This is a genomic window from Achromobacter sp. HNDS-1 (genome assembly GCF_040084795.1).
GTDB classification, from domain to species: domain Bacteria; phylum Pseudomonadota; class Gammaproteobacteria; order Burkholderiales; family Burkholderiaceae_B; genus Achromobacter; species Achromobacter ruhlandii.
The window spans coordinates 5206818-5224862 of the sequence record NZ_CP157584.1 but is presented as its reverse complement, the minus strand read 5'-3'; the positions used below and the strand labels follow the sequence as shown (position 1 = coordinate 5224862).

Here is an 18045-nt window from a genome sequence, read left to right as displayed (position 1 = left end):
CCGGGTTAGCGCGACTGGCGGTCGCGGGGCAGCGCGTTGCTATTGCTGCTGCCGGAGGGTTGCGGGGCCGGCGCCACGTTGCCGCGGAGCGGCGTCTGGGCGGGCGGATTGATCAGGGTCGACGAACCGGCGCTGCCGGCCGTGGACTTGCTGGCGTCTTGCGCGGCCAGATGCATGATCTTGTCCAAGGGCAGGTACAACATGTTGTTGTTGCTCTTGGTGTCGACCATGACCTTGCTGGCCCGGGTGAAGATCTCCTGCATGCTTTCGAGATACATGCGCTGGCGCATCACCTGCGGGGACTTCTCGTATTCGCCCAGGATGCTGGTGAAGCGCGCCGTATTACCCTGCGCGTCGCCCACCACCTTGGCGCGGTACCCTTCGGCCTGCTCGGTCATGCGCGAGGCCTGACCGCTGGCGAGCGGCACGACCTGGTTGGCATAGGCCTGGCCCTCGTTGATCTGGCGTTCGCGATCCTGGCCCGCCTTGACGGCATCGTCGAACGCGGCCTGCACCTGCTCGGGCGGCTGCACGTTCTGGATGGCGACGGTACTGACCTGCACACCGGTCTGGTAGCGGTCGAGGATCTGCTGCATCAGCGTCTGGACCTGGCTGGCGACGGCGGTACGGCCCTCGTACAGCACGAAGTCCATGGACTGCTTGCCCACCACTTCCCGCATGGCGGTTTCGGATGCCTGGCGCACGGAATCGTCAGGGTCGCGGGTCATGAAGAGGTAGTCCGGCGCGCCATCGGCACGCAGGCGGTACTGCACGACGAACTGCATGTCGACGATGTTCTCGTCCGTCGTGAGCATCAGCGCCTCGGGCAGCACCTTGTTGCGGGCGCCGCCACGGAAACCGACTTCGAACGTGCGCAGTTGCGACACGTTGACCATTTCATGGCTCTGGATGGGGTACGGCAGGCGCCACTGGAAGCCGGCTTGCGATGTGCTCTTGTATTTGCCGAACTGCGTAACAACCGCGACCTGGCCTTCCTGGACGATATAGAAGCCGCTGGCCGCCCAGATGCCGACCGCGACCAGGGCGATCACCCCCAGTCCGATGCGGGCGCCGCGCGGCGACGGCGGCGTCATGCCGCCGCGATTGCCGCCGGGGCGGTTGTTGCCCCCCCCGCCCTTGCGGCCGAACAACGATCCGATGCGATTATTGAAATCGCGCCAGACCTCGTCGAGGTCGGGCGGACCGTCTCCGTTGCCTTGGGGCCGCTTGGGCGGCGGCTCGGAGCCATTATTGTTTCCACGACCCCAGCCGGGGTCATTCAGATTGAAGAGTTTGATAATTCGCGGCATTGTTTCCCACAATCTGTCCGGTCTCCGCAATTGCCCCGCGCAACGCGTCCAAACCGGCGCGCTCGGTGGCGCTTACAAATACTCGCGCAATCGTACCATGGGCGTCGCGCTCCGCCCGGGGTTCCAGGCCAGCGCGGTCGATCTTGTTGTATACCAGAATGGTGGGAATCGCGGCGGCCCCGATTTCCGCCAACACCTTGTTGACCTCGAAGATCTGCTCGTCGCGCTGCGGACTGGCGGCGTCGACCACATGCAGCAGCAGGTCGGCATGCACGGTCTCTTCGAGCGTGGCGCGGAACGCCGCGATCAGGTCGTGAGGCAGGTCGCGGATGAAGCCAACGGTATCCGACACCACGACATTGCCCGCGCCTTCGATCCAGATACGGCGGGTGGTGGTGTCAAGCGTGGCGAACAACTGGTCCGCCGCGTAGGTATCGGCGCGGGTCAAGGCGTTGAACAGCGTCGACTTGCCGGCGTTGGTATACCCCACCAGCGACACCGACAAGGCGCCGCCGCGAGCCCGCGCGCGCCGTTGCGTGACGCGCTGGCGCTCGACACGGTCAAGGCGCTCGCGCAGCGTCTTGACCTTGGCGCCGATCATGCGACGGTCCATTTCGAGCTGCGATTCGCCGGGGCCGCGCATGCCGATGCCGCCGCGCTGACGCTCCAGGTGGCTCCACATGCGGGTCAGGCGCGTGGCCAGATGCTGCAACTGGGCCAGTTCGACCTGCAGCTTGCCTTCATGGCTCTTGGCGCGCAGCGCGAAGATGTCCAGGATCAACGCCACGCGATCCACCACGCGCAGGTTGAAGACCCGTTCCAGGTTGCGCTGCTGGGCCGGCGACAGCGGCTGGTCGAACAGCACGATGTCGGCCAGCAGCGCCTGCGCCATGCCCACGCCTTCGTCGGCCTTGCCGGAACCGATGAAGAACTTGGCGTCGGGCCGGTCGCGGCGGGCCGTGAGCGTGCCGACGATTTCCGCGCCGGCACCCTTGGCCAGCATGGCGAATTCCTCCGCGTGGGCGGCGAAGTCGGGATCACCCAGATCCACGCTGATGATCAGTGCGCGCATACATGCACCATTTTGGAGCCAAAGCGAAAATGCCCGCCGACGTAGACCGTTCGGCGGGCAATAAAAGGTACTGCGGGAGCGAGATTACTCAGCAGGGACTTCCACCTGGAAATTCACGGCGCGCGCGGGAACGACGGTGGAAATGGCGTGCTTGTAGACCATTTGCGTGACCGTGTTACGCAGCAGCACCACGTATTGGTCGAAAGATTCGATTTGCCCTTGAAGCTTGATACCGTTCACCAGGTAGATCGACACCGGCACATGATCCTTGCGCAGCGTGTTCAGGAACGGATCTTGCAGAGTTTGCCCTTTATTGCTCATTGGCCAGGCTCCATTTGTTTGTTATTGAGTGGTGACGCGCTTTTTACAGGTGGGGCACGCCGAAACATGTACTCTACAGGGTTTTCCCGGCCCGTGCTACTTGTGTCGGATGCAAAAGATGACACCAGAGTTTTCCGCCGGAAAGGCCCTTCAGCTGGGGTTCAGACGACCTCGCCAAGCGCTTTCAGAAGCAGGTCGCACTGCGCGTCCGTGCCCACTGTAATACGCAGAAACTGGTCGATGCGCGGCAGGCGGAAATGGCGCACGATGATGCTGCGTTCGCGCAGGCCGGCCGCCAGTTCGCCGGCATCGCGCGACGGGTGCCGGGCGAACACGAAGTTGGCGCTGGACGGCAGCACCTCGAAGCCCAGGGCCTGCAGGCCGGCGGTCATCCGACCGCGAGTCTGGATCACTGCCTGGCGGGTCTGTTCGAAATACTCGACGTCCTCGAGCGCGGCGACCGCGCCGGCCGAGGCCAGGCGATCCACGGGGTAGGAATTGAAGCTGTTCTTGACGCGCTCCAGGCCATCGATCAGTTCCGGACTGCCAACCGCGAAACCGACCCGCAGGCCTGCCAGGGAACGCGACTTGGACAGCGTCTGGATGACCAGCAGGTTGTCGTGGCGCTCGGTCAGCGCAATCACGGATTCGGCGCCGAAGTCGACATAGGCCTCGTCAACCACCACCACGGTGTCCGGATTGCCGGCCACGATGCGCTCGATTTCGGCCACGCTCAAGGCGCGGCCCGTGGGCGCGTTCGGATTGGGGAAGATGATGGCGCCGGCCTGGCCATGACGGCCCGGCAGGTAGTCTTCGACGTCGATGCGGAAATCTTCCGTCAGTGGCAGGGTCTCGTAATCGATGCCGTACAGGCCGCAATAGACCGGATAGAAACTGTAGGTGATGTCCGGAAAGCGCAGCGGACGCTCATGCTTGAGCAGGGCCAGGAAGGCATGCGCCAGCACTTCGTCCGAGCCATTGCCCACGAACACGCGGGCCGGCGCCACGCCGACGGCCGTCGCCACCGCCTGGCGCAACCTGTCGGACGACGGATCCGGATAGAGCTTGAGCGTGTCGTCGCACGCCGCGCGGATCGCCTCGAGCACCTTGGGCGACGGCCCGTAGGGGTGCTCGTTGGTGTTCAGCTTGACCAGGTTCTGAAGCTTGGGCTGCTCGCCCGGCACATACGGACTGAGCGTCCCGACCACGGGACTCCAGAAACGGCTCATGGATCAGCTTTCCTGCGCGTAGGGGTTGTGCGAAGACTTGAATTCGATCCGCAACGGCGTGCCGGCCAGATCGAAAGCGTTGCGGAAACGGGTTTCCAGGTAGCGGCGGTACGAATCGGGCACCGCGTCCAGCGCGTTGCCGTGGATCACCACCAAGGGGGGATTCTGCCCGCCCTGGTGCGCATAGCGCATCTTGGGACGGAAGATGCCCTTGCGGGGCGGCGGCTGCTGCTCGACGGCAGCCTGCAGCTCGCGCGTCAGCTTGGGCGTGGACAGCTTGGCGAAGGCGGCGGCGTGGGCGGCGTTGACCGACTTGAGCAGCGGCTTGATGCCCTGGCCGCGCAAGGCCGAGATGGTGTGCACGCGGGCGAACGACAGGAAGCGCAGCTTGCGCATGAATTCGCGTTCGATGCGTTCCTTTTCCTCGCCGTCCAGGCCATCCCACTTGTTGACGGCAACAACCACGGCGCGGCCGGTTTCCAGCACGAAGCCGGCGATGTGGGCGTCCTGCTCGGAGATTTCGGTCTGCGCGTCCAGCATCAGCAGCACGACGTTGCTGGCCTCGATGGCCTGCAGCGTCTTGATGACCGAGAACTTCTCGACCGCCTCGAACACCTTGCCGCGCTTGCGCAGGCCGGCGGTGTCGATCAGCGTGTAGCGGCGGCCATCGCGTTCGAAGTCGATCTCGATGGCGTCGCGGGTGGTGCCGGGCATGTCGAACGCGATCACGCGCTCTTCGCCCATCAGCGTGTTGATCAGCGTCGACTTGCCGACGTTGGGGCGGCCGACGATGGCCAGCTTGATGCGGTGGTCGTGCTCGCCCTCTTCGGCCGGTTCCTCTTCCTCGGCGGGCGGCTCGGCCAGGTCCTGCAGCGCGAGTTCGATCAGGTCGACGATGCCGTCGCCGTGCGCCGCCGAGATGGGATAGGGTTGCCCCAGACCCAGCTCGTGGAATTCGGCGATGGCGGCTCCCGCCCCCATGCCTTCGGCCTTGTTCACCGCGAGCAGCACGCGCTGCTGTCCCGACTTGCGCAGCAGCGTGGCGATCTCGTGGTCATGCGCGTTCAGGCCGGCGCGGGCGTCCACCAGGAACACCACCACGTCCGCCTCGGCGATGGCCTGCCGGGTCTGGCGGGCCATTTCCAGCAGGATGCCATCCTTGGCGACCGGCTCGAAACCGCCCGTGTCGATGACGATGAAGGGGATATCGCCCACCCTGCCCTCGCCGTAGTGGCGATCGCGGGTCAGGCCGGAAAAATCGGCCACCAGCGCGGCGCGCGATCGCGTCAGGCGATTGAAAAGGGTCGATTTCCCCACATTGGGGCGGCCGACCAGGGCAACGACAGGCTTGAAAGACACGGTGTAAGGCTTTGTTCTTGAGGGTTTAGTTGGTGCCGATCAGGACGAGATTGCCATTGCCCGTCTGAACCAGCACACCTTGGGAAGTCGTCTGCGGCGGCGACACGACAGCGCCACCCCCGACGGACAGGCGCGCCATCAGGCTGCCATCGCTGCGCGACAGGAAATGCACGTAACCGTCCAGGTCGCCGACGGCGAGCGCGCCGCCCAGCAGGGCCGGCGAGGTCAGCTGGCGGTTCTTCAGCGCGGCCTGCTTCCAGACGTTGCCGCCGTTGTCCAGCGCGAAGGCGTTGACCACGCTGTTCTGGTCGGCCGAGTAGGCGAAGCGCTGGTCCAGGGTCATGCCGCTGACGCTGGAGAAGTCCTTGGCCCAGATCGGACGGCCGCCGGCCGTGACGTCAAAGCATACGATACGCCCTTGGTAGGCCACCGCGCAAAGCAGGTTGCCCGCGATCTGCGGGGCGCCGACCACGTCGGTCAGGCGTTCCAGGTCGCTGGCGCCGCGCGGGGTGGCGACAGTGCCTTCCCATTGCACGTTGCCGCTGTCGGAGGCGATGGCCATCAGCTTGCCGCCCGGCAGGCCGGTGATGACAAGGCCTTCGGCCAGCACCATTTGCGCGGCGCTGCGCAGGGCCAGCGCCGGGCCGGGACGCTGCACGCTCCAGAGGCGCTCGCCGTTGTTGGCGTCGAAGGCCTGGATGCGGTAGTCGCCGCTGCGGACCACGACGATGCCGTAGCCCACCACCGGCGGGATATTGACGTCGCTGGTGGCGCGCACTTTCCACTTGACCTTGCCGCTATCGTCGAACGCGACCACGTCGCCGTCGGGCGAGGCCACCGCGGTGGTGGTGCCGTCGCTGCCGGCGCCCGCCGTCAGCTTCACGCCCGCCTGCGACTTCCAGATGGGACGGCCGCTTTGCAGGTCGAACTTGCCGACCGAACCGTCGGGCGTGGCGGCGTAGACCGCATTGTTCAGCACGGTGGGCGCGAAGCCCAGGCCGGAACCGCTGCCGATCGACGTCGACCAGACCTGGCGCACCGACATGCCGGCCTTGTATTCGGTCAGGGGAGCGGGGTCGTAACGGCCATCGTCATGGGAAAACAGGCCGCAGCCCCCCAGGGCCAGCAGGCCCGTCAGGCAAACCGCGCCACGCCACGTACGGCCAAAGGCAAATTTACGCATTCCAGTCACGCTCCGCTCAGGGCATCCAGTTTCAGTTGCACGACCTGGGTCAGCGGATTCGCCGTGCCCAGACCATCGATGGCGCTTTGCCATGCGGCACGCGCCTCATCGCGCTTGCCTTGCGCCGCGAGGATATCGCCACGGCGGTCGGCGAACAAGGCGGCGAAGGCGGCCGGCGCATTGTTCAGCTGCCCCAGGGCGGCGTCGTACTGCTTCTGGTCGAGCAGCAGGCCCGCCAGGCGCAGCCGGGCCACGGCCTGCATCGAGGGATTCTTGGACTGGCCGGCCAGCCATTCGAGCTGCTGGCGGGCGCCATCGACATCATTCTGGGCCTGCAGCGCCTGGGCCGCCACCAGCGCGCCACGGGCGGCGTAGCCGGTCGAACCGTACTGGTCGCGCAGCGTCGCCGCCGCGGCCTTGATGCGCACGGAGGAATCGGCGCCGCCCAGGCGGGCCGCGTCTTCGAGCGCTTCGAAATAACCCATGGCCTGGTTCGCCTTGTGCGATTGGTAGGCCTTGGCGCCCCACCAGCCGCCCCAGGCCAGCGCCACGGCCGCCACCAGCGCCGCCACCAGCGTGCCGTAGCGGGCCCACCACGCCTTGATCGCGTCGAGTTTTTCCTGTTCTTCCAGATCGTATGCCATGCTAACCCTTGAGATTCAATACGTCGGCCAAGCCCGCCAACGGGACTTGCTGCTGCGCGGCGTCGCCTTGGGCGTCGGCGCGCAGGAATTTGATGCTGGCGGTCTGCGAAGCCACTTCATCGGCGCCAAGGATAACCGCAACCCGGGCGCCGCTGGCGTCCGCGCGCTTGAATTGGGACTTGAAGCTGGCGGCGCCGGCATGCACCAGCACCGACAGGCCGGCGTCGCGCAGGTCTTCGCCGACCCGGGCGGCCAAGCGCTGCGCCGCTTCGCCCTGGTGCACGACATAGACCTCGCATTCGGCCGGCGCCTCGACCTGCACGCTCTGCTCCCACAGGTCCAGCAGGCGTTCCATGCCGATGGCGAAACCGACGGCCGGCGCGGGCTTGCCGCCCAGCAGTTCGATCAGGCCGTCGTAGCGGCCACCGCCGCACACCGTGCCCTGGGAGCCGAGGCGGTCGGTCACCCATTCGAAGACGGTCAGGTTGTAGTAGTCCAGCCCGCGCACCAGGCGCGGGTTGAGGCGGTATTCGATGCCGGCGTCGGTCAGGCGCTGGCACACGCCCTCGAAGTGCGCGCGCGATTCTTCGCCCAGGAAGTCGAACAGGCGCGGGGCGCTGTCGGCCATTTCCTGCATGGCGGGGTTCTTGGTGTCCAGCACGCGCAGCGGATTGGTATACAGGCGGCGCTTGCCATCTTCGTCGAGGATGTCGACGTGCTTTTCAAGGTGCGCGATCAGGGCGGCGCGGTGCGCGGCGCGCTCGGCCGGCTGGCCCAGCGAATTCAGTTCGAGGCGCACGTCGGTCAGGCCCAGCAGCTTCCACAGGCGGGCCAGCATGACGATCAGTTCGGCGTCCACATCGGGACCGGCGAAACCCAGCGCCTCGACGTCGATCTGGTGGAACTGGCGGTAGCGGCCGCGCTGCGGACGCTCGTGGCGGAACACCGGGCCGATCGAGTAGACGCGCTGCGGGCGGTCGTACAGCAGGTTGTGCTCGATCGAGGCGCGCACGATGCCGGCGGTCATCTCGGGCCGCATGGTCAGCGATTCGCCGTTGAGCGCGTCGGTGAACGTGTACATCTCTTTTTCGACGATGTCGGTCACTTCGCCGATGCCGCGCGTGAACAGGCGCGTATGCTCAAGCACGGGCGTACGCACGTTGCGATAGCCGTAGCCGCGCAGCCAGCCGCGCACGATTTCCTCGAATTGCTCCCAGCGGGCGCTGGCCCCTGGCAACAGGTCATTCATGCCGCGGATGGCGGCGACTTTCTGGAAAGCTTGAGTCATCTTGATCATGCCGCCCCGCGCGCCGGCAAGCGCGCCTCGCGGCCACACCCTTTCTTTTAATGAGAGGCGAGCGCGCCGTAGCGACGCGCAACGTAGTCTTCAACGATGGCCTGGAATTCTTCGGCGATGTGGTCGCCCTTCAGGGTGACCGTGCGCTCGCCGTCGACGAACACCGGCGCGGCCGGCACCTCGCCGGTGCCCGGCAGGCTGATGCCGATGTCCGCGTGGCGGCTTTCGCCAGGCCCGTTGACCACACAGCCCATGACCGCGACGTTCATGCTTTCGACGCCGGGGTACTGGGCGCGCCACACCGGCATCTGCCGGCGCAGGTAGGACTGGATGCTATCGGCCAGTTCCTGGAAGAACGTGCTGCTGGTGCGGCCGCAACCGGGGCAGGCCACCACCATGGGCGTGAACGCGCGCAGGCCCATGGTCTGCAGGATCTCCTGCGCCACCACGGCCTCGCGACCGCGGTCGCCGCCCGGTTCCGGCGTCAGCGAGATGCGGATGGTGTCGCCAATGCCCTGCTGCAGCAGCACGGCCAGCGCGGCGGTCGAGGCGACGATGCCCTTGCTGCCCATGCCGGCTTCGGTCAGGCCCAGGTGCAGCGGATAGTCGCAACGCGCCGACAGGTCGCGGTAGACCGCGATCAGGTCCTGCACGTGGCTGACCTTGCACGACAGGATGATGGCATCGCGGCGCAGGCCGAGTTCCTCGGCGCGCTGGGCGTTGCTGATGGCGGACACCACCAGCGCGTCGCGCATCACCGCCTGCGCTTCCCAGGGCTGGGCGCGGCGGCTGTTTTCGTCCATCTTGCGCGCCATCAGCTCGTGATCCAGGCTGCCCCAGTTCACGCCGATGCGCACCGGCTTGTCGTAGCGGCACGCCACTTCGATCATCTGGGCGAAATTGTCGTCACGGCGCTTGCCGCCGCCCATGTTGCCGGGATTGATGCGGTACTTGGACAGCGCCTGGGCGCAGTCCGGGAATTGCGTCAGCAGCTTGTGGCCGTTGTAGTGAAAGTCGCCCACCAGCGGCACGTCCACGCCCATGCGGTCGAGCTGCTCGCGGATCGCCATGACTTCCTTGGCGGCTTCGGGCGTGTTGACGGTGATGCGCACCATCTCGGAGCCGGCCAGCGCCAATTCCTTGACCTGGATCGCCGTGGCGATGGCATCGGCGGTGTCGGTGTTGGTCATGGACTGGACCACCACCGGCGCGTCGCCGCCGATCATGACCGTGCGGTCGCCCCACTTCACCGCCACCGAACGCGTGGCGCGGCGGGGAGCCGCGCCCACGGCGGGCGGCGGCGCATCCTGGCAAGGCAGAGAGGAATCTTGCATCGGCGAAACCGGTATTTACTTGGACAGCTTGGGAAGCCAGTCGAACGCCAGCCACTGCTGCGGCAGCCAGCCCTGCCAGAAGGCATAGGCGACACCGGCGGCAAGCACCAGCACGATGGCGATCAGCCAGCCCCAGGAGGTCGAGGACGCGCGATCATCGTCGGCGCCGGACTGGGGAATGGAATGGGCCGAATGCAGCGCTCCCGGACTCAGCTTGACCGGGCCGGTGACGCGGGCCTTGGGGTCGAGCGAATCAACGATCGCCTGCGAATCGGCGCCCAGCATGCGGGCGTAGTTGCGGATCAGGCCGCGCAGCGAGACGCCGGTGGGCAGATCGCCCCACTGTTCGTTCTCGAGGGCCTCGATCTGCTTGGCCGAAAACTTGATGCGGCTGGACACTTCGTCGAGCGACCAGCCCTTGGATTGGCGCAGCGTGCGCAACGCCGAGCCCACATTGCCCGAACCGCCCGCGCTCGCGGGCGTCTCTGAAACTGCAGAAGCGATATCCTGCGTCATGCATGCACCTGTCTAATTGGTATGGTCTGGCGCTGCGCGGCGTTCCGTTCGGTGATCCGGGTACGGTCGCGCACTTCTCCGGCCAGTTGACCACAAGCGGCATCGATATCGTCCCCCCGGGTCTTGCGCACCGTCGTGATGATGCCGGCGTCCATCAGGCGCTGGGCGAACACCTTGACGCGGGCCGAAGGCGAACGCTTCAGGCCGGACGCGGGGAAGGGATTGAACGGGATCAGATTGAGCTTGCAGCGGATCTGGCGTGCAATGTGTATCAATTCCTTGGCATGCTGGTCGGTATCGTTGATGCCATCCAGCATGCAGTATTCAAACGTGATGAAGTCGCGCGGCGCGAAAGCCAGGTAGCGTTCGCACGCGGCCAGCAACTCCTTCAACGGGTATTTCTTGTTCAGCGGCACCAGCTCGTCGCGCAGCGCATCGTTGGGCGCATGCAGCGACACGGCCAGCGCCACCGGACAGTCCTGAGACAGGCGGTCCATCATGGGCACCACGCCCGACGTGGACACGGTGACGCGGCGACGCGACAGGCCATAGGCGTTGTCGTCGAGCATCAGGCGCAGGGCCGGCAGCACCTGGTCGTAGTTGAGCAGAGGCTCGCCCATGCCCATCATGACCACGTTGCTGATGACGCGGGTGTCTTCGGTGGCGCGGGCGCCTTCCAGGCGCGCGGTGCCGACGTCGGCTTCCAGCACGCGCTTGGCCCACCACAGCTGGCCGATGATCTCGCTGGTCTTGAGGTTGCGGTTGAACCCCTGGTGGCCGGTCGAGCAGAAACGGCAGTTCACCACGCAGCCCGCCTGGCTGGAGATGCACAGCGTGCCGCGGTCGTCCTCGGGGATGAACACGGTTTCGATGGCGTTGCCCTGCCCCACGTCGAACAGCCACTTGCGGGTGCCGTCCGACGAGCGCTGCTCGGTGTTGACCGCCAGCGCCTCGATGACGCAACGGGACGCCAGCTGGCCGCGGAAATCGCGGGCCAGGTCGGTCATGGCGTCGAACGAATCGGCGCCGCGCTGGTGCATCCAGCGCTGCAACTGACGGGCGCGAAACGGCTTGCCGCCCCACTGCCCGACGAGTTCGGACAGGGCGGAGCCATCCAGCCCCAACAGGTTGATTCGTTCGACGGATTCCATGACCAGGGTATTGCTATGACGCTAAAGGAATTTCCGGGAAATCAACGGCTGTGGATGTTGATTTCGGGGAAGAAGAAAGCCACTTCGACAGCGGCCGTTTCCGGCGCGTCCGAGCCGTGCACGGCGTTGGCGTCGATGCTGTCGGCGAAGTCGGCGCGGATGGTGCCCGGGGCGGCCTTCTTGGGATCGGTGGCGCCCATCAGGTCGCGGTTCTTCTGGATGGCGTCTTCGCCTTCCAGCACTTGCACGAACACGGGGCCCGAGACCATGAAGTCAACCAGGTCCTTGAAGAAGGGGCGCTCTTTGTGGACGGCGTAGAAACGCTCGGCGTCGGCGCGCGACAGCTGGGCCAGGCGGGCGGCGATGACCTTCAGGCCGGCTTGCTCGAAGCGGGCGACGATCTGGCCGATGACGTTCTTGGCGACGGCGTCGGGCTTGATGATCGAGAGAGTGCGTTGGACGGACATGAGAACTCCAAAAACGGATACTGACTGGTTTCTATGATTGCCTGGCGTGGCCTGCGCTTGTTGGTGTCACCCTTCAAGCGGCAGCGCGCCATGGGCGCGCAAGCGACTCGGACCCGCTGCGTCACGACAGCGTGTTCCGGGCCGTCCCGGCCGCCTGTGCCAAGGCGGGGATTCGACACTGACAACCCTTCGGAGTGATCCCGCATTGAATGTTCGCTCGGTTCATTGTGCTGAAATCCTCAGCGTTTTTTCAATGAACTTTTGGCGAAATCCCAATGAATTCAGGGACTTCTAAAAGGTTTACAGTAACCCGGTATTCTAACACGCCGATACGACCGCATTACATCTTAAAATGAGCGGTTTGCTTGCCCGTTTCCATCGACCGGGCGCCCTGTCTGCCGGAACCCTGTAATGACTCAAGCCGCTCCCCCGAACGCCGCGTCCGCCGCGACCGACTCCCCGGAACTCTCCAAGAGTTTCGAACCCGCCGAACTCGAATCCCGCTGGTACGCCGAGTGGGAAAAGCGCGGCTACTTCGCCGCGGGGTCGCACGTAAAAACGGGGACCGAAGGCCAGCCTTACGTCATCCAGTTCCCGCCGCCCAACGTGACGGGCACGCTGCACATGGGTCATGCGTTCAACCAGACCATCATGGATGGCCTGATCCGCTACCACCGCATGCTGGGCGACGACACTGTCTTCATTCCGGGGACGGACCACGCCGGCATCGCCACGCAGATCGTGGTTGAAAGACAGCTCGACGCGCAGAAGGTTTCGCGCCACGACCTCGGCCGCGAGAAATTCGTCGAGAAAGTGTGGGAATGGAAGGAAAAGTCGGGCAACGCCATCACCGGCCAGGTGCGCCGCCTGGGCGCCTCGGCCGACTGGCCGCGCGAATACTTCACCATGGACGACCGCATGTCGCGCGGCGTGGTGGAGACCTTCGTGCGCCTGCATAAACAGGGCCTGATCTACCGCGGCAAGCGCCTGGTCAACTGGGATCCCAAGCTACTGACAGCCGTGTCCGACCTGGAAGTCCAGTCGGAAGAGACCGACGGCCACATGTGGCACATCCTCTACCCCTTCGTCGACGGTCCGCAGACCATCGTCGACAAGGACGGCCAGACGGTCACTCTGCGCGGCATGACCATCGCCACCACCCGCCCCGAGACCATGCTGGCCGACGGCGCGCTGTGCGTGCACCCCGAAGACCCGCGCTACAAGCACCTGGTCGGCAAGGAAGTCGAACTGCCGCTGTGCGACCGCAACATCCCCATCATCGCGGATGACTTCGTCGACCCCGAATTCGGCACCGGTTGCGTCAAGATCACCGGCGCGCACGACTTCAACGACTACGCCTGCGCGATGCGCCACGACCTGCCGCTGATCGTGATCTTCACGCTCGACGCGCACATCAACGAGAACGGCCCCAAGCAGTTCCAGGGCATGGAGCGCTACGAGGCCCGCAAGGCCGTGGTGGCCCAACTGGAAGCCGAAGGCTACCTGGTCAAGGTCGAACCGCACAAGATGATGCAGCCCAAGGGCGACCGCACCGGCGTCGTGCTCGAGCCCATGCTGACCGACCAGTGGTTCGTCGCCATGAGCAAGCCGGCCCCCGAGGGCACGCTCAACCCGGGCAAGAGCATCACCGAAGTGGCGCTGGAAGTGGTGGCCGACGGCCGCATCCAGTTCTACCCGGACAACTGGACCACCATCTACAACCAGTGGCTCAACAACATCCAGGACTGGTGCATTTCGCGCCAGCTGTGGTGGGGCCACCAGATTCCCGCCTGGTACTCGGATGACGGCCAGGTGTTCGTCGCGCACGATGAGGCCGAAGCCATCCAGCAGGCCCGCGCCGCCGGCGTCACCGGCGAACTCAAGCGCGATCCGGACGTGCTCGACACGTGGTTCTCGTCGGGCCTCGTGCCCTTCACCACGCTCGGCTGGCCCGACAAGACGGCCGACCTGGAACGCTACCTGCCGTCCAGCGTGCTGGTCACCGGTTTCGACATCATCTTCTTCTGGGTCGCGCGCATGGTCATGCTGACCACGCACCTGACCGGCCAGATCCCGTTCAAGCACGTCTACGTGCACGGCCTGATCCGCGACGCCGACGGCCAGAAGATGAGCAAGTCCAAGGGCAACACGCTCGACCCGGTCGACCTGATCGACGGTATCGACCTGGACGGCCTGGTGGCCAAGCGCACCTACGGCCTGATGAACCCCAAGCAGGCCGGCGCCATCGAGAAGGCCACGCGCCGCCAGTACCCGGATGGCATCCCCGCCTTCGGCACCGACGCGCTGCGCTTCACCATGGCCGCCTACGCGACCCTGGGCCGCAACATCAACTTCGACCTGAAGCGCTGCGAGGGCTATCGCAACTTCTGCAACAAGCTCTGGAACGCCACCCGTTTCGTGCTGATGAACACCGAAGGCCACGACCTGACCGGTCCGGACGCGGGCGAAACCTCGTTCGTCGACCGCTGGATCGTCAGCCAGCTGCAGGCGCTGGAAGCCGACGTGGCGCGCGGCTTTGCCGACTACCGCTTCGACAACATCGCCAATGCGCTGTACCGCTACGTCTGGGACGAATACTGCGACTGGTACCTGGAACTGGCCAAGGTGCAGATCCAGACCGGCACGCCGGCCCAGCAGCTGGGCACGCGCCGCACGCTGATCCGCGTGCTCGAAGGCGTGCTGCGCCTGGCCCACCCGATCATTCCGTTCATCACGGAAGAACTGTGGCAGAAGGTCTCGGTGGTGGCCGGCAAGCGCCAGCAAGGCGTGGCCGACAGCGTCAGCGTGCAGCCCTACCCGCAGGCCAACCCGGCCGCCGTGGACACCGCCGCCGAAGCCGACGTGGCCGAACTGAAGGCCCAGGTCGAGGCCGTGCGCGCCCTGCGCGGCGAGATGAATCTGTCGCCGGCGCAGAAAGTGCCGCTGTGCGCCCAGGGCGACGCGCCCACGCTGACGCGCAACGCGCCCTACCTGGCCGCGCTGGCCAAGCTCAGCCAGGTCGACGTGCTGGACGCCCTGCCCGACGCTGGCGCGCCGGTGCAGGTGGTGGGCACCAGCCGGCTGATGCTGCGCGTCGAGATCGACGTGGCTGCCGAGCGCGTGCGCCTGGACAAGGAAATCGCCCGCCTGGAAGGCGAGATCGCCAAGGCCAACGGCAAGCTGTCCAACGCCAGTTTCGTCGAACGCGCTCCGGCCGCCGTGGTCGAGCAGGAAAAGGCCCGCGTGGCGCAATTCGGCGAGACGCTGCGGACGGTGCGCGAACAGCGCGGCAAGCTGGGCAACTGATCGCCTGACCCGCCGCGCGCAAAGCCCCGGACCCGTCCGGGGCTTTTTTTCGCGGGTATCTTGCCGATGCCTGCCGCGTCCGCGGATTGGGCGCCGGCCTACACGCCGCCGTCCGTCATGCGGTACCACGTGACCACCGCATTGACGTACAGGCGCCGCAGCCCATAAAGCGGGAACGACTTCACCGGCGACAGCGGCACCGGCAGCGCCTGTGCGTCGCCGCTGACGAGGTACTGCGCCATGGCGCGACCCATGCTGGTCTGCAGGCCCACGCCGCGCCCCTGGCAGCCGATGTCCACCAGCAGGCCGGGCTGCGGCTCGTGCAGGTGCGGCAGGTAGTCGCGGGTGATGGCCACGCGGCCGCACCAGCGGTACTCGAACGGCGTGCCGGCCACCTGCGGGAACATCTTCACCATCACCCGTTCCAGGTGGGCCCAGTCCTGCGGCCCCTTGGGCTCTCGGAACGGCCCGCGCCCGCCCATCAGCAGGCGGCCCTGGTGGTCCAGCCGGAAATAGAGCAGCAAATTGCGGGTATCGGAGGTGACCTGCCCTTCCGGAAAGATGCCTGCGCGCAGGCGCTCCGGCAGCGGCGCGGTGGCGACCTGGAAGGTATTGGCGTCGATGATCGAGGTCTTCAGGCCCGGCAGCAGATCGGCGCCGTAGGCGTTGGTGCACATCACCACGCGGTCGGCAGTCACGCTGGCGCCGCCGGCGGTCGTGGCGGTCCACTTGCCGCCGTCGCGCTTGAGCCCGGTGACGGGCGTGTCGGTATGGATCACCGCCCCCGCATTCAGGGCGGCCCGCGCCAGGCCGCGCGCATAGCTCAGCGGCTGCACCGCGCCCGCGCGCCGGTCGATCCAGCCGCCCAGATAGCGGTCGGTGCCGATCAGGCGCGCCACCTGCGCCTTGTCCAGCGGTTGCGCGTCGGCGCCGTGGCGCGCCCATTGCGCGGCTCTGGCGTGCGCCAGTTCCAGCGCCGCGGGGGTGTGGGCGCCCTGGATCCAGCCGCTGCGCACGTGCGGCACGTCCATCGCGTGCCGCTCGATCAGGTTGAACACCGAATCGGCGGTGGCGCCGGCGAAGCGCACCAGGCGTTCACCGCGCTCGCCGCCGAACATCGAGACCAGCGCATCGGGATCGTACTTGAGGCCCGGAATGACCTGCCCCCCGTTGCGCCCTGAACCGCCGAAACCGATCTCGCGCGCCTCCAGCACCACCACCCGCACGCCCTGCTCGGCCAGGTGCAGCGCGGTGCTCAGGCCGGCATAGCCGCCGCCCACTACCAGCACGTCGGCCTGCGCGGACTGCGTCAGCGGCTGCGTGTCCGGCGGCGGCGCCGCGGTGGCGGCCCAGAGCGACGGGGAAAGCGGAAACGGCGTCTGCGACATGATGGTTCCTCACATGGGATGCAGCACGCGGCGCAGGAAATCCTGCGTGCGCGGGTGCCGCGGCTGATTCAGCACTTCACGGGCGGCGCCCTGCTCCACCATCACGCCGCCGTCAAAGAACATGACGCGGTCGGCAACCTCGCGCGCGAAGCTCATCTCGTGCGTCACGACGACCATGGTCATGCCGGCCTCGGCCAGCTTGCGCATCACGCCCAGCACGTCGCCCACCAGTTCGGGGTCGAGCGCCGAGGTCGGTTCGTCGAACAGGATCGCCTTGGGCTGCATGGCCAGGGCCCGCGCGATCGCCACGCGCTGCTGCTGGCCGCCGGACAGCTGTGGCGGATGGGCGTCGGCCTTGTCGGCCAGGCCGACGCTGGCGAGCAGTTCGCGGCCGCGCTCCAGCGCCTGCGCGCGCGGCTCGCCCTTCACGTAGATCGGTCCTTCCACCACGTTCTCCAGCGCGGTGCGATGGGGAAAAAGGTTGAAGCGCTGGAACACCATCGCCACCTGTGTGCGGATGGAAACGATGGACGCCGCATCGCAGTCCACCAGCTCGCCATCCACGGTGATGCGGCCGGCGTTGTAGCGCTCCAGCCCGTTGATGCAGCGCAGGATGGTGGACTTGCCCGAGCCGGACGGCCCGATCACGCACACGACTTCCCCCTTGCTGACCTCGGCATCGATGCCCTTAAGCACTTCCAGCGACCCAAAGCTCTTGCGCACGCCCTTGAGTTCGATCATTTGGCGGCACTCCTCTTTTCCAGATGCCGCACCAGCAGGATCAGCGGCACGCACATCACCAGGTACATCAGCGCCACCAGCGAGAACACGGTGGCGTTCTTGAACGTCGACACGGCGATCAGCTTGCCCTGCAGGGCGAGCTCGGCCACCGTGATGGTGGACGCCTGCGACGAGTCCTTGAGCATCATGATCATGATGTTGCCGTAAGGCGGCAGCACGATCTTGACGGCCTGCGGCAGCACCACGCGGCGCATGGTCATGCTCCAGCTCATGCCCATCGCCATGGCCGCTTCGATCTGGCCGCGGTCGATGGCTTCAATCCCCGCGCGGAAGTTCTCGGCCTGGTAGGCCGAGTAGGCAATGCCCAGCCCGATGATGGCCGCCTGCACCGCCGTCAGCGCGATGCCCATGTCCGGCATCACGAAGTAGATGTAGAACAGCAGCACGATGATCGGGATGCCGCGCAGCAGGTTGATCACGCCCGCGCTGAACTTGGACAGGTACTTGTTGCCGGAGACCCGCATCAGCGCCCACACCAGTCCCAGCAGCGTGGACAGGACCAGCGACCCGAGCGTCACCAGGATGGTGAGCTTGGCGCCCTGCAACAGGATCGGCAGATATTCCGCCGCGTCTTTGAAGAATTCCGTCATGACTCGATTCACCCCAACTGGGCCGCATCCGGGAAGCCCGGTCGCGGCCGGTCCGCGCGCCAGGGCGCGCAGTCCGG

16 protein-coding genes are annotated in these 18045 nt (G+C 66.3%); 1 reads left to right on the top strand and 15 read right to left on the bottom strand.

Translation table 11 applies throughout. The features are described from left to right. Nucleotides 1-5 precede the first annotated feature (5 nt). The 12 genes from hflK to ndk all read right to left on the bottom strand — a co-directional run bounded on the left by hflK (nt 6) and on the right by ndk (nt 11883). Nucleotides 6-1310: an FtsH protease activity modulator HflK gene (hflK, locus tag ABFG95_RS24120; protein WP_049075178.1), complete on the bottom strand. Its 1305-nt coding sequence runs from the start codon at nt 1308-1310 to the stop codon at nt 6-8. Beyond that, complete coding sequence (gene hflX, locus ABFG95_RS24115; protein ID WP_049075180.1) at nt 1276-2382, bottom strand: GTPase HflX; 1107 nt, start codon at nt 2380-2382, stop codon at nt 1276-1278. The genes hflK and hflX overlap by 35 nt, the downstream gene beginning before the upstream one ends. Nucleotides 2383-2466: 84 nt before the next feature. Further along, entirely contained in the window at nt 2467-2703 is a 237-nt protein-coding gene (gene hfq / locus ABFG95_RS24110; RefSeq protein ID WP_006218585.1) for an RNA chaperone Hfq, read from the bottom strand. A gap of 161 nt (nt 2704-2864) precedes the next feature. Then, on the bottom strand, nt 2865-3932 hold the full coding sequence (hisC, locus tag ABFG95_RS24105; RefSeq protein ID WP_054417792.1) for a histidinol-phosphate transaminase: 1068 nt from the start codon (nt 3930-3932) through the stop codon (nt 2865-2867). 3 nt (nt 3933-3935) lie between these two features. Beyond that, nucleotides 3936-5291: a ribosome biogenesis GTPase Der gene (der, locus tag ABFG95_RS24100; RefSeq protein ID WP_054417793.1), complete on the bottom strand. Its 1356-nt coding sequence runs from the start codon at nt 5289-5291 to the stop codon at nt 3936-3938. Between the two features lie 25 nt (nt 5292-5316). Next, nucleotides 5317-6474, bottom strand: coding sequence for an outer membrane protein assembly factor BamB (gene bamB, locus ABFG95_RS24095; RefSeq protein ID WP_049075185.1), 1158 nt, complete (start codon nt 6472-6474; stop codon nt 5317-5319). A gap of 5 nt (nt 6475-6479) precedes the next feature. Further along, the gene (locus tag ABFG95_RS24090) at nt 6480-7118 is read right to left on the bottom strand and encodes a tetratricopeptide repeat protein (protein WP_049075186.1); all 639 of its coding nucleotides are present in this window, start codon (nt 7116-7118) and stop codon (nt 6480-6482) included. A gap of 1 nt (nt 7119) precedes the next feature. Then, entirely contained in the window at nt 7120-8406 is a 1287-nt protein-coding gene (hisS, locus tag ABFG95_RS24085) for a histidine--tRNA ligase (RefSeq protein ID WP_348994970.1), read from the bottom strand. 56 nt (nt 8407-8462) lie between these two features. Next, entirely contained in the window at nt 8463-9749 is a 1287-nt protein-coding gene (gene ispG / locus ABFG95_RS24080) for a flavodoxin-dependent (E)-4-hydroxy-3-methylbut-2-enyl-diphosphate synthase (protein WP_049075188.1), read from the bottom strand. Nucleotides 9750-9764: 15 nt separating this feature from the next. Continuing rightward, the gene (locus ABFG95_RS24075) at nt 9765-10265 is read right to left on the bottom strand and encodes a helix-turn-helix domain-containing protein (protein ID WP_024068348.1); all 501 of its coding nucleotides are present in this window, start codon (nt 10263-10265) and stop codon (nt 9765-9767) included. Beyond that, a complete protein-coding gene (gene rlmN / locus ABFG95_RS24070) occupies nt 10262-11416 on the bottom strand; it encodes a 23S rRNA (adenine(2503)-C(2))-methyltransferase RlmN (protein ID WP_049075192.1) in 1155 nt (384 codons plus the stop codon). Before rlmN ends, ABFG95_RS24075 begins: the two co-directional genes overlap by 4 nt. A 41-nt stretch (nt 11417-11457) precedes the next feature. Continuing rightward, complete coding sequence (gene ndk, locus ABFG95_RS24065; protein ID WP_006387851.1) at nt 11458-11883, bottom strand: nucleoside-diphosphate kinase; 426 nt, start codon at nt 11881-11883, stop codon at nt 11458-11460. 411 nt (nt 11884-12294) lie between these two features. Here ndk and ABFG95_RS24060 point away from each other — a divergent pair, with 411 nt between their 5' ends. Next, entirely contained in the window at nt 12295-15189 is a 2895-nt protein-coding gene (locus tag ABFG95_RS24060) for a valine--tRNA ligase (protein ID WP_054417794.1), read from the top strand. Between the two features lie 98 nt (nt 15190-15287). Here ABFG95_RS24060 and ABFG95_RS24055 read toward each other — a convergent pair whose 3' ends face one another. Genes ABFG95_RS24055 through ABFG95_RS24045 form a run of 3 tightly spaced genes read right to left on the bottom strand, consistent with a single transcriptional unit; the run spans nt 15288 to nt 17968 of the window. Further along, a complete protein-coding gene (locus ABFG95_RS24055) occupies nt 15288-16577 on the bottom strand; it encodes an FAD-binding oxidoreductase (RefSeq protein WP_063569572.1) in 1290 nt (429 codons plus the stop codon). Between the two features lie 9 nt (nt 16578-16586). Continuing rightward, nucleotides 16587-17318, bottom strand: coding sequence for an amino acid ABC transporter ATP-binding protein (locus ABFG95_RS24050; RefSeq protein ID WP_348994969.1), 732 nt, complete (start codon nt 17316-17318; stop codon nt 16587-16589). Next, nucleotides 17315-17968: an amino acid ABC transporter permease gene (locus ABFG95_RS24045; RefSeq protein WP_006393967.1), complete on the bottom strand. Its 654-nt coding sequence runs from the start codon at nt 17966-17968 to the stop codon at nt 17315-17317. The genes ABFG95_RS24050 and ABFG95_RS24045 overlap by 4 nt, the downstream gene beginning before the upstream one ends. Nucleotides 17969-18045: the final 77 nt, after the last annotated feature.